At 43.2% G+C, this 12,122-nt stretch carries 11 protein-coding genes; 9 read left to right on the top strand and 2 right to left on the bottom strand.

From position 1 onward, the window contains the following. Positions 1-161: 161 nt before the first annotated feature. The 8 genes from SNE26_RS13490 (at position 162) to SNE26_RS13455 (ending at position 9,483) form a co-directional block, all read left to right on the top strand. A complete protein-coding gene (locus SNE26_RS13490; protein WP_321559869.1) occupies positions 162-1,514 on the top strand; it encodes a DEAD/DEAH box helicase in 1,353 nt (450 codons plus the stop codon). Between the two features lie 9 nt (positions 1,515-1,523). Further along, positions 1,524-1,790: a hypothetical protein gene (locus tag SNE26_RS13485; protein ID WP_091211280.1), complete on the top strand. Its 267-nt coding sequence runs from the start codon at positions 1,524-1,526 to the stop codon at positions 1,788-1,790. Positions 1,791-1,798: 8 nt separating this feature from the next. Continuing rightward, positions 1,799-2,131, top strand: a complete 333-nt coding sequence (gene gldC, locus SNE26_RS13480; protein WP_110585089.1) for a gliding motility protein GldC — start codon at positions 1,799-1,801, stop codon at positions 2,129-2,131. Between the two features lie 9 nt (positions 2,132-2,140). After that, positions 2,141-2,578: a hypothetical protein gene (locus SNE26_RS13475; RefSeq protein ID WP_321559868.1), complete on the top strand. Its 438-nt coding sequence runs from the start codon at positions 2,141-2,143 to the stop codon at positions 2,576-2,578. 87 nt (positions 2,579-2,665) lie between these two features. Next, the gene (locus SNE26_RS13470) at positions 2,666-6,115 is read left to right on the top strand and encodes a response regulator (protein WP_321559867.1); all 3,450 of its coding nucleotides are present in this window, start codon (positions 2,666-2,668) and stop codon (positions 6,113-6,115) included. Positions 6,116-6,118: 3 nt separating this feature from the next. Then, entirely contained in the window at positions 6,119-6,949 is an 831-nt protein-coding gene (locus SNE26_RS13465; RefSeq protein WP_321559866.1) for a protein-glutamate O-methyltransferase CheR, read from the top strand. Continuing rightward, positions 6,939-7,526, top strand: coding sequence for a chemotaxis protein CheB (locus tag SNE26_RS13460; protein ID WP_321559865.1), 588 nt, complete (start codon positions 6,939-6,941; stop codon positions 7,524-7,526). Before SNE26_RS13465 ends, SNE26_RS13460 begins: the two co-directional genes overlap by 11 nt. Before the next feature lie 28 nt (positions 7,527-7,554). Next, the gene (locus tag SNE26_RS13455; protein WP_321559864.1) at positions 7,555-9,483 is read left to right on the top strand and encodes a response regulator; all 1,929 of its coding nucleotides are present in this window, start codon (positions 7,555-7,557) and stop codon (positions 9,481-9,483) included. On the opposite strand, the gene SNE26_RS13450 is transcribed toward SNE26_RS13455, so the two are convergent. Next, the gene (locus SNE26_RS13450) at positions 9,480-9,965 is read right to left on the bottom strand and encodes a methylated-DNA--[protein]-cysteine S-methyltransferase (protein ID WP_321559863.1); all 486 of its coding nucleotides are present in this window, start codon (positions 9,963-9,965) and stop codon (positions 9,480-9,482) included. The two genes, SNE26_RS13455 and SNE26_RS13450, sit on opposite strands and share 4 nt — an antisense overlap. Before the next feature lie 92 nt (positions 9,966-10,057). Between SNE26_RS13450 and SNE26_RS13445 the strand changes: the two genes are divergently transcribed. Next, positions 10,058-10,741, top strand: coding sequence for a heme exporter protein CcmB (locus SNE26_RS13445; RefSeq protein WP_321559862.1), 684 nt, complete (start codon positions 10,058-10,060; stop codon positions 10,739-10,741). 14 nt (positions 10,742-10,755) lie between these two features. Here SNE26_RS13445 and SNE26_RS13440 read toward each other — a convergent pair whose 3' ends face one another. Beyond that, a complete protein-coding gene (locus SNE26_RS13440) occupies positions 10,756-11,823 on the bottom strand; it encodes a serine hydrolase domain-containing protein (protein ID WP_321559861.1) in 1,068 nt (355 codons plus the stop codon). Positions 11,824-12,122: the final 299 nt, after the last annotated feature.

Raw genomic sequence — 12,122 nt, 5'->3', positions numbered from 1 at the left:
GTATTGTCGGTCTTGTTTCCTGACTCCTGCTTTCTTACTTCTCCAATTCACCACAAACCATCTTGTTTCCTGCCTCTTGACTTCCTGCTTCTATCCAATTCCTGACACCGCCATGTTTTGGGCAATTGTTCCTACTTCAACAAAAAGCCTATCTTTGCGGCATGGCTGTAAACTTTGAAGATTTTAATTTTAACCGGCAAATCCTGAACGCGATAGCCGATGCCGGTTATACCGAAGCTACGCCTATCCAGCAAAAAGCTATCCCGCCTATTTTGAACGGGCAGGATGTGATGGGTATAGCGCAAACAGGCACCGGTAAAACGGCGGCCTACGTATTGCCCATTATCATGAAGCTTAAATATGCACAGGGTGAACATGCCCGGGCGCTCATCATTTCGCCTACGCGTGAGCTGGCCATGCAGATTGAAGAAAATGTAAAAATTTTTGCTGCTAATACTGATCTGCGTGTGGTGGTGCTTTATGGCGGTATCGGCCCTAAAACACAAATTGAGCAAATCAAAAAAGGGGTAGATATCATTGTGGCTTCTCCAGGCCGTTTTATGGATATTTACCTTGCCGGGCATATCGTAACCAAAACACTGCAGGTACTGGTTTTGGATGAGGCCGATAAAATGATGGATATGGGTTTTATGCCCCAGATAAACCGCATCCTGGAAGTGGTGCCGGTAAAAAGGCAAAACCTGCTTTTTTCGGCTACGATGAGCGAAAAGGTACACCAGCTTTCGGCCAATTTCCTGGAGTTTCCGACGGTTATTGAAGTTACCCCGCAGGCTACGCCGGCACAAACGGTTAACCAGCATTTATACCATGTGCCCAATATCAAAACCAAAATAAACCTGCTCAAAAAACTGCTCGATAATGAGGGCGATATCACCAAGCTGATAGTTTTCTGTAAAACCCGGGCGGTAGCCGAGGATGTTTTTAAATTCCTGACCCGCAAATTTGGCGAACAGGACGTGAAGGTATTACACGCCAATAAAGGGCAAAATACGAGGATCAATTCCATCAATTCGTTTAAAAACGATGAAGTGAAGATCCTGGTAGCTACTGATGTGGCATCGCGCGGTATTGATGTGAGCCATGTAAGCCATGTGATCAATTTTGACGTGCCGGTGGTTATCGAGGATTATGTGCACAGGATTGGCCGCACGGGCCGTGCATTACAATCAGGCGAGGCCATTACTTTCGCTACACCGTCCGAAGAATACTATATCCGCAAGATAGAAAAGCTTATCAAGCAAACTATTCCTGTCGAAAACATTCCGGGCGATGTGTTTATTGAGGAAACCCCTTATGAAGAACGCCAGGACCAGGCCCGGGAAATAGATATGCAAAAGCGCAAAGAAGACCCCGATTTTAAAGGCGCTTTCCACGAAAAGAAATCCCTCAACCAGCGTAAAAAGTTTGATGCCAATAAAGACAAGGCCAAATATGGCTCAAAGGCAGCAAGGCAGGGTACAGGCCGATCATCCAAAAGCAAAAAAAGACACTAAGCCCCATCAATGAAATTCAGATTTACCCCTTTAAACTTTTTTACCGCGTTTTTGGTAGCGGTGGCAGCCTATGTTTTTATTTATGGGGCCGGTATAGCCGGGCGACCGCTTGAGCATTGGGGAGGCACCATAGGCTGGATCTTTTTGTTGTTTGCCTTTGTGGTTTTTGTGATTGATATCATGTTCCGCAACTTTTTTATTGAAACCAAAAAAATATGGATGGTGGAGACATTTTTCATTGTTCTGGTTATAATTATATTCTTACTTGTTAAATAAATTTTGAAATGAAAACTGCTGAAATAAAGCTTACCGTTACGCTTGATGATAATAATGTTCCTGAACATATCCTTTGGGAATCAACCGACTCAAACAATAAAGAGGCATTGCCCGTAAAATCAATGATGCTTGCCCTTTGGGACCAAAGCTATAAAAATACCCTGCGCATTGACCTTTGGACAAAGGATATGCCCGTTGATGAAATGAAGCGCTTTTTTTATGAAACCCTGCAAACCATGGGCGACAGCTTTTTACGCGCAACCGGCGAGAAAAATATTGTTGAAGACCTGCGCGACTATTGTGCCCACTTTGCCGATAAGATGGAAATAACACAAAAATAACAACCTAATATGCGCCTTAGCTCAATTTTATCATTTGCAGGGTTTACCCTGCTGTTTGCCGCAACCTATTGCCCCTTGCTGCGGGTATTCCATGTAACCAGCTGGAATATTTACAAGCTTAACCAGCCTTATGGCCTGGTACTTTTACTGGTGGCTGTTGTTGGTATTATTGTATCGTTCCTAAACCAGGCCAAAATTATGCGTGTGGCTGCCTGGCTGTCAGTAGGGCTTGTTGTATTGCTGCTGATTGCTGCTATTTTAAAAGTGAATTCGGCATTCAGCTTTATTCCGTTTAAAGGTATTAACAGGTTTTTAACCAGCCAGCTCAAATTTCAATGGGGCTGGTATGTGATGTTTGCTGGTCCGGTTTTGGCATTAATAGGTGCTTTAAGCAGCCGTCCTAAGGTTTTTATATCAAACACTACCGATACCACGATAGCAAGTTAATATTCCTGGTATGTTTAATTAGCTGTAATATTAACATTACAGCTTTTTTTTAAACATATTTGTAATTCAGATTAATACGAATACCTAATGTTAAAGTTTTCCTTCCGCCAGCAGGTTTTAGCGGGCTTTGTAGTATCAATCATCCTTGTTTTTGTGGTGGGCATTTTGTCTTTTAACAGTCTGCGCCAATTTGAGGAGGATAATACCTGGGTTGATCATACTCAAAAGGTTATTCATACATCAACAAGTTTATTGCAGGATCTGATAGATGCTGAAACAGGTATGCGGGGCTACGGTGCCACCAATAACAAGGCATTTCTTGAACCATATAACGCTTCGTTGCCTAAAATAGCCGATGGTATTGCCACTTTGAAGGATTTGGTGAAGGATAATCCTGTACAGGTAAAACGCGTTGATTCGATAAATAAACTGGTAAAGGAGCAATTGCTGATACTCAAAACAAATGTTGAAACGCGCGAAAGTCAGGGGCTTGATTACATGTTGCAGCGCAATATGTTTTTAAATGGCAAAGAGAATATGGACCAGATCCGTATGCTTATTGATCATTTAACTAACACCGAAACCCGGTTGTTAGCCAGCAGGAAGGAAAGCTCGCAGGAAGCATCTACGTTTGTTAAAATCATAATTACATGCGGTTCACTGGTTTTCCTGTTCATCATCCTGGTGCTGTTCTTCTATATTCAAAAAACCTTTGATCAGCAAAAGAAAATTGAAGAAGACATCAGGCTTGCTAATATTGAACTTGGCAAAGTGCTTGCCGATAACGAAGCCAAAAACTGGCTGCTTACCGGAACCGGTCAGCTGAATGAAAAAATGCAAGGCCAGCAGGTTGAAAAAGAACTATCCAATAATATATTAACCGAAGTTTGTACCTATACCAATGCTGCGGCAGGTACATTTTACCTGTATAATGAAGCAAGCAACAGGCTTGAGCTTTATGCTTCATATGCCTTCCATAATCCTGATTTTGTTAAAAAGTCGGTACAAATGGCCGAAGGCTGGCTTGGCCAGGTAGCCAAAGATGGTAAAGCAGCGGTTGTAAAAGGTAAACTGAACGATAAGCTTGAGCTTTCATCGTCGGTATTAAAAACTGAACTGGCCGAATCATTCATTATACCTTTCTTTTTTGATAAAAAGTTAAAAGGCGTAATGGAGGTTGCTTTTAATGAAGGGATCTCAAAAAATAAATCTGAATACATTTTAGCTATTGTCAATGATATAGGTATAGCTGTTAACACTTCGCAGGCCCGTACCATTATGCACGACCTGTACGAGGAAACCCAGCAGCAGGCCGAAGAGCTGGAAGCACAACAGGAAGAACTGCGTGTTACCAATGAGGAGCTTGTTCAGAAAACGGAAGAGCTCCAGGCCTCAGAAGAAGAACTTCGGGTACAGCAGGAAGAACTGCGTACCACCAATGCCGAACTGGAAGAAAAAGCCAGTTTGCTTGAAGAAAAGAACCAGGCCATTGAACAGGCCCGCCAGGCCATTAACCTTAAGGTTGAAGAGCTGGAAACCACGGGCAAGTACAAATCGGAGTTTTTGGCAAACATGAGCCATGAGCTGCGCACGCCGCTTAACAGTATCCTGGTACTGGCACGGATCCTTAAAGATAACAAGCCTGCCAACCTTTCTGAAGACCAGATCAAATATGCCAGCGTTATCTTCAACGCCGGTAATGACCTGCTTACTTTGATCAATGATATCCTCGACCTTTCCAAGATTGAATCGGGCAAGCTGGATATGCAAAATGAGGATATTAGGGTAAGTGATATTGTTGGCGATATGGAAATGCTGTTTGCCGAAGTAGCCAGCAACAAAAAAATCAATTACACAACAAGTGTAGACAGACAGCTGCCGCAAACCATATTTACCGATAAGGTGCGTATAGAACAGGTGATCAAGAACCTGTTAAGCAACGCGTTTAAGTTTACTTCTGAAAATGGCTCCATCGCTATTAATGTAAAGCCGGGTGTTAAAGATAAAACCATAAGCTTTGCCGTCAAAGATTCGGGTATCGGGATCCCCGCCGATAAGCAAAAAGTTATTTTTGAAGCATTTCAGCAGGCAGATGGCTCAACAAGCCGTAAATATGGCGGTACCGGTTTAGGCTTATCTATAAGCCGTGAGCTTGCTTTTCTTTTGGGCGGCAGCATAACCCTGAGCAGTGAGCCGGGTATAGGCAGCGAATTTGTACTTACTGTGCCTTATGAAGCTAAATTAACACCGGCGGCCTTAATTGAGGAAGTATTGCCAACTGCCGAAACTTTTAAACCTGTAACAGAGTTCCTGAGCCCTGTTAAAGCAGCCCTGCGTGATCCAGGCAAAGAGCCTTTGGTTGTAATTGTTGAGGATGATAAAAATTTTGCCAGCATATTGCAGGATTATGCCCGCGACCATGGGTATAAATCAATTATGGTGTATGAGGGTACCCGGGCGGTTGAAATTGTGAAGGAAGCCAAACCTGATGCGGTGATACTGGATATTATGCTGCCGGGTAAAGACGGCTGGCAGATTTTGAAGGAGTTAAAGAATGATGAGGATACGATGCATATCCCGGTTCACCTGATGTCGGCCGGGGATGCTGCGGCAAACCGTGTACGGAGGGAAGGTGCCATCAACTTCATGAAGAAGCCTATCAATACCGAAACGCTGGATAAGCTTTTCGCCGATATCATGGTACAAAGCGGCACCCGGTTTAAACAGATCCTGCTAATTGAAGATCACAAAGCTCAAAGCCAGGCATTGAAAGACCTGATGCAAGGCCAGGGCATAACTGTCGACCAGGCTTTTGACGGCGAATCGGCATTCAGGATGCTGCATGAAAACGAGTACCAGTGTGTGATCCTTGACCTTAACCTGCCTGATATTTCGGGGCTTGATTTGCTGGATAAGATCAAAGAGGTTGACCGCTTTGCTTCGCTGCCGGTTATCATCAATACCGCAATGGAGCTTGATAAAACATCGGTTAACAGGCTAATGCACTATGCCAACGCTATGGTGGTTAAAACCAATAAATCATCCGACAGGCTGATTGACGAGGTTAACCTGTTCCTGAACAAGATCAGCGAAACGGCGATTGCCCCGGCACAGCAGGCACCATCGCCTAAACCTAAAACGCTGACTAAAGGCAAGGATGCCATTAAAGGTAAAAAGGTGCTCATAGTTGATGATGACATGCGTAACATTTTTGCGCTGAGCAGCGCCCTGCAAAGCTATGACCTCAATGTAGAGATAGCTAACGATGGGGAAGAAGCCATAGCTAAGCTTGAAGATATTAAGGATATTGATATAGTGCTTATGGATATCATGATGCCTAAAATGGATGGCTACGAGGCAACAAGACATATCCGCAAACAAAACAAATGGGCTAAATTGCCTGTAATAGCATTAACTGCAAAAGCAATGAAAGACGACCGTGAAAAATGTATAGCGGCCGGCGCCAATGATTATATCACCAAGCCGGTTGATATGGACAGGCTGATATCGCTGATGCAGCTTTGGCTTGAAAGTTAGGTTATGGATACAGAGCAGGGAATTATATCACATGCACAGGTTCATGAGCTTATTGATATTGTAAGAAAGGTTCATGGCTTTGATTTTTCGGGTTATACCAAAGCTTCGTTAAAACGGAGGTTAACCCGCATCATGCTGCTTAACAGGTTTGAGTTTTATGACCTTAAACACGTGCTTATTAACGATGCGGATTTTTTTCAGGGCTTTTTGGAAGAAATTACGGTTAACGTAACCGAGATGTTCCGCGATCCTTCATTCTATCGTGCGGTTAACTCGCAGGTTGTTCCGTATCTTTCAACTTACCAGCACGTCAAAATCTGGAGTGCGGGCTGCTCAACCGGCGAAGAGGTTTACTCCATGGCCATATTGCTGAACGAGGCTGGTTTGGGCAAAAAGTCGTTTATATACGGTACGGATATCAATACCGAGGTTTTAAGGGAGGCCCGTAAAGGGATTTACAGTTTGCGTAATATAAAAAGTTATGCAGAAAACTATCAGTATACCGATTTAAAAGGTTCAATTACAGATCATTTTACTATTTTGTACGATGCCGCATCGATACATAATGAGTTAAAGCAAAATACGCTGTTTTCGGTGCATAATTTAATATCAGATACGGTATTTAATGAGTTTCAGATGATAAGTTGCCGGAATGTTTTTATTTACTTTGAAACATACCTGCAGGAACGGATCCTCGACCTGTTTTATAAAAGCCTTTGTCCGCTGGGTTATTTATGCCTTGGCAGCAAAGAAACCATCCGGTCAGATTCGTTTAAGAGTAAGTTTAAGGTGATCAACCAAAAAGAAAACATTTACCAAAAAGTTGGGACCTGATAAAAAGTTACTGGAAAGATGGCATGCCGCCCAGGTCATATTATTGGGCGGATCGGCAGGCTCGTTCAAAATTTTATTCCGGATCATAAAAGATCTTCCCGAAAAACTGGGGAAAACCGTAATCCTTATCATACACAGGAAAAAAAATTTTTTCAGCGAAATAGAGAAACTATTTGCCGAGAATAGCCGTATGTACATGCGCGAAATTGAGGACAAGGATATTCTTAAAACGAATACTATGTATATTGCCCCGGCAAATTATCATACCTTAATTGAACATGGCGGTTATTTTAGCCTGGACGTTTCGGAACCGGTATGGTATTCAAAGCCATCAATAGATGTTACTTTTGAAAGCGCTGCCGAGGTTTATGGTGATAGGTGCATGGCGATATTATTGTCGGGAGCTAATCAGGATGGCGCCGAAGGCTTATTAAAATTAAAAAAAAGCGGCAGCCTTACCATAGCGCAGGAGCCCGGTGATGCTGAAATGGCCGAAATGCCAAGGGCGGCTATAAATTTAGGTGCTGCCGACTATGTTTTAACACAGGATGAGATTTTTAAACTTTTACTTTCATAACAATCACCAACCCCCTAATTAATATTAAATGACCCCTGTTAATATTCTAATTGTTGATGACAGAGAAGAGAATATTATTGCGCTTGAAGCATTGCTGGAACGCGATGATATTAAGATATTCTCTACTACTTCGCCAAATGAAGCCCTTAAAATTGCCTGGGAAACCAATATAGCCATTGCCTTAGTTGATGTTCAGATGCCCGAAATGGACGGCTTTGAGCTGGTGGAAATGCTTAAATCAAACCCGCGTACCAAAGATATCCTGGTTATTTTTGTTACCGCTATTTCAAAGGAAGCCAAGTATGCCGTTAAAGGCCTCGGTACCGGGGCCGTAGATTATCTTTACAAACCGCTTGACCCTTACATTACATCGGCCAAGGTTGACTCATTTGTACAGCTGGCCCGCACCCAGGCCGAATTAAAGCAAAAAAACGATGAGCTGCAGGATTATGCTATAGTTGTAAGAAACTCGGCCGATGTTATCACTTCGGTTGACGCACAAAGCCTCCGCATTGAGAATATCAACCCCACCGTCGAAAAGATAATGGGTTTCAGGCCTGATGAACTTATTGGTAAAAGTATTGTTGACCTGGCCATAGACGATCATAGGCCGTCGTTTCGCAAAAAACTGGGCGAGATCATTAAAGACAACCTGAATTATGCCATTTTTGAGTTTAAGTTTGAAACTTTTGATAAAAGGGTAATTTGGGTGGAATGCCGGGCAGCATACCGTAACAAAACCATATTTATTAATATCAGTGATATTTCTCCGCAAAAAAGTTACCAGGAACAGCTCATCAAATCAAAGGAAAACGCAGAATACAGCAAAAAGGTAAAAGAAACTTTTTTGGCCAATATGAGCCATGAACTGCGTACACCGGTTAATGGTATTATAGGTATCACTTCGCTGTTGCGTAAAACCACCCTTACCGATCAGCAAATGGGGATGCTTGATTTGCTTGACACCTCATCAAAATCATTATTGGGTGTGATCAATGATGTGCTTGATATATCAAAAATTGAAGCGGGTAAATTCAGTATCATCCGCACCTCAAATAATGTTTATGACATTGTAAACTCGGTTTTTAACCTGCTTAAGTTTAAAGCCGACGAAAATAATATCGAATTTTTGCTGGATATTGAAGATGAAGTGCCTGAATACCTTATGTTGGATTCATTGCGCCTGAACCAGATATTGATGAACCTGCTGAGCAATGCGCTTAAATTTACCGAAAGGGGATATGTAAAGCTCAGGATCACCATACTTCAAAAGCACAATGATAAGGTGAAACTGAAGTTCAGTGTTGAGGATACAGGTATCGGGATCCCGGCCGACAGGCTTAACAGGATCTTTGAATCATTTGAACAGGCCGAAGAAGATACCGTAAATAAATACGGCGGTACCGGGCTTGGTTTAACCATAGTGAAAAAGCTTGCCGAGTTAAAAGGAGGCGAACTTACCGTAAGCAGCCAGGTAGGCAGGGGCAGCACTTTCAATTTTGTTTGCTGGTATACCATAAGCATTAAGCCCAAAGGCAAGGCAGCTCCCAAAACTGATAAGATACTGCCGCCATTTAATAATGTACGGGTGCTGGTAGCCGAAGATAATATGGTGAACCAGTTTATGCTCTCCAAGATATTAAAGGATTGGAATGTAGAGGTAGAGATGGTTGATAACGGGCGCAAGGTTATTGACAGGCTTACCAATAAAGACTATGACATTATTTTAATGGATACGCACATGCCCGAAATGAACGGTTACCAGGCAGCCAAAACCATCCGCGTTGATTTTGAGGAACCTAAACGGAGTATTCCAATCATATCGCTATCGGCAGCAAGTTATGATCATGAGCAGCAGGAAGCATTATCGGCAGGGATGAACGACGTGCTTTCGAAGCCGTTCCAGCCTTATCAGCTGCATGAAAAAATGTCGAGGTTATTGAAGGTGGGCGTTTAAAACTCCAGCCTGGTTTGCCCAACGCCCAGTACCTTTGCCTCGTGCTCAAGCAGCCATTTTTTGCGCCACACCCCGCCTGCGTAGCCGGTTAAGCTGCCATTTGAACCTATTACCCGGTGACAGGGCACTACAACCCAAAGGTTATTACGACCGTTGGCAGATGCTATTGCCCTAATGGCCAAAGGATTGTTCATCTGGTTTGACTGCTGGGCGTAAGTAATGGTTGCTCCATAAGGGATCTGTAACAGCTCGTCCCAAACCTGTTGTTGAAACTCACTGCCTTCCTGCTTTATAGGAAAGGTAAATTCCTTCCTTGTGCCGGCAAAGTACTCATTTAACTCATCAATAGCAGCTTGCAACAGCGGGGTGGGGGCAGGTTCAATCTCGTATTCCTCATCGCGTATGGATACGGATGCTATAAAGCCATCTTCTTCAGTAATGCGGGCAATGCCAACAGGCGTGCGGAAATAAGCTACAGGCATGGTAATTGGTATGTTATATTCAAAATTAAGCTAATTTTTTTAGCTTGTCAAATGCCCTTACTCACTCGCAGGTAATTATTACATTTGCGGTCATGAAACTTGTTAATGAAACCTGGTACCTGCTAAAAAAAGAAGTTTTGCTGGAGTGGCGGTCCAAATATGCTTTTAATGGCGTTTTGCTGTATGTGGTTTCAACGGTTTTTGTTTGTTATATCTCCCTCAATTTAAATCCCGGCTTTTCAAGCAGCAGCGGTTACCCCATAGTTTGGAACGTGTTGTTCTGGATCATTATGCTGTTTGCATCGGTAAATGCCATAGCCAAAAGCTTTATGCAGGAAAGTAAAAGCCGGCTGCTTTATTATTACTCCATTGCCAGTCCGCAGGCAATTATTCTGTCTAAAACAATCTATAATATTTTGCTGATGGCTTTGCTGAGCACACTGGCATTAATTATCTATAAAGTATTTTTCACCAACACCCTTGGCGATCCGCTGTATTATTTCCTGGCGGTGCTGTTAGGAAGCGTCAGTTTTTCTACCGTATTTACCATGATCTCGGCCATCGCGTCAAAGGCCGGTAATAACGGTACCCTGATGGCCATATTAAGCTTCCCGGTTATTATCCCTGTTATACTGGTGCTTATTAAATTAAGCAAGAGTGCAATGGACGGGGTAGACCGAAGCTTCTTTTACGGTAACATTGGCGTTTTGTGCGCTATCAATGCTATTGTAATAGCTACCGCCTTATTGCTTTTCCCATATTTGTGGAGGGACTGATCGCTCAACCCATCTTATTTTTGGGGCTTATTTTTCAATTCGATATTCAAAATGGCCTGGCCCTGTTGCTTTAAATAAGCTTTAACAAACGGCGCATATAGTTGCGACCCGTTATCAGAATTGGTGAAGATCAGCATTCCCCGTCCGGATTTGGGGAGGATAAAAACGATTGTGTTAACGCCGGGATCACGGCCGCCGTGCGAAATGCCATATTCACCATCGCCCAAATCATCATAAACCGACCAGCCCAGCCCCATATATACATGTTCTTTGATCTCAACCTGTTTATCAATCATTTGCCCGAACAGATCTTTTGATAAGCCGCCGCCTTTTAATACCCAAACCAAAAACCGGCCGTAATCACCAACTGTTGTTTTAAGCAGGTCGGCAGCATTGGCTTCTGTATTTTTTGGTATTTTAAGTGGTTTGCCATTCCCATCGGCAGGTACAGCAAAACGGCTTTCCATTTTATCATTCCAGGTGAAACTGGTGCTGCGCATTCTTAAAGGTTTAAAGATGATGGAATCGGCCAGCTGACCCAGCGTACGATGAAACTTACTTTCAAGTGCATGCCTCAGGTATTCAAAACCCTCACCTGAGTAACCATATTTAGTCCCCGGATCAGCCTGGAAGGCCAGCTTTCCATCCTTTAATTGCGAACGCCAGTTAGGAAAACCAGTGCGATGGTTCAGGATATCTTTTGTAGTGAGCTTTTGGCTGCGCGGATCATCTTTAATGTCGGGATCGGTCCAGTAATGAAACAAGGGTTCATCCAACTGCCACTTACCCGCATTCACCAGGTTTAATGTAACCATGGTTACGATGGGCTTGGTAAGGGAGGCAACATTAAATAAAGCCTCATCATTGGCCGGCGTACCCGGTTTAAGGTCGCCGAATACCTTCAAAGATTGTAATTTACCCTTTTCGATGTAGGCTAATCCGAGGGCTGGTATGTGCTTTTCTTTAAGCCAGGCAACCACTTTTGCCTTGTCATTCATATTCGGAACAGTATCTGTTTTATCCTGTGCATAAACCAAAGAGGTAAGCATCAGTAACAAGAAGCTTGAAATGAAATTTTTCATATGGAAGGTTTAATCATTAGTCGCATCAGGCTGTGTTTAGGTGACAGCTTAGCGCATTTTTTGTGTTTTTAAGACAAGAGCAAGATATCGCCGTTTTTTTGCGTTAGCGATAGTAGCGGATACCGGCCGGGCGCGTAATGCCTGTAGGTGTATGAGCGGATAGCGCGGCCCGTTAGCTAACGGGAACGCCATCATTGATTTCGGACTTGGGATGTTCGATTTCGGATTTTGATGTCCCCTCAGGGTCTCTCGTAGATGACCCTGAGGTTCTGCGCTTTCTAAACACCTATCAGAGTATT

It is taken from the genome of Mucilaginibacter sp. cycad4, from assembly GCF_034263275.1.
In the GTDB taxonomy this organism is placed as follows: Bacteria; Bacteroidota; Bacteroidia; order Sphingobacteriales; family Sphingobacteriaceae; genus Mucilaginibacter.
The sequence above is the reverse complement of the archived record's forward strand: the minus strand, read 5'-3'. Positions and strand labels throughout refer to the sequence as shown.

Bases quoted from the DNA above. Each gene is read 5' to 3' on its own strand.
- SNE26_RS13490 (WP_321559869.1), top strand. From the start codon at position 162: ATGGCTGTAAACTTTGAAGATTTTAATTTTAACCGGCAAATCCTGAAC.
- SNE26_RS13485 (WP_091211280.1), top strand. From the start codon at position 1,524: ATGAAATTCAGATTTACCCCTTTAAACTTTTTTACCGCGTTTTTGGTA.
- gldC (WP_110585089.1), top strand. From the start codon at position 1,799: ATGAAAACTGCTGAAATAAAGCTTACCGTTACGCTTGATGATAATAAT.
- SNE26_RS13475 (WP_321559868.1), top strand. From the start codon at position 2,141: ATGCGCCTTAGCTCAATTTTATCATTTGCAGGGTTTACCCTGCTGTTT.
- SNE26_RS13470 (WP_321559867.1), top strand. From the start codon at position 2,666: ATGTTAAAGTTTTCCTTCCGCCAGCAGGTTTTAGCGGGCTTTGTAGTA.
- SNE26_RS13465 (WP_321559866.1), top strand. From the start codon at position 6,119: ATGGATACAGAGCAGGGAATTATATCACATGCACAGGTTCATGAGCTT.
- SNE26_RS13455 (WP_321559864.1), top strand. From the start codon at position 7,555: ATGACCCCTGTTAATATTCTAATTGTTGATGACAGAGAAGAGAATATT.
- SNE26_RS13450 (WP_321559863.1), bottom strand. From the start codon at position 9,965: ATGCCTGTAGCTTATTTCCGCACGCCTGTTGGCATTGCCCGCATTACT.
- SNE26_RS13445 (WP_321559862.1), top strand. From the start codon at position 10,058: ATGAAACTTGTTAATGAAACCTGGTACCTGCTAAAAAAAGAAGTTTTG.
- SNE26_RS13440 (WP_321559861.1), bottom strand. From the start codon at position 11,823: ATGAAAAATTTCATTTCAAGCTTCTTGTTACTGATGCTTACCTCTTTG.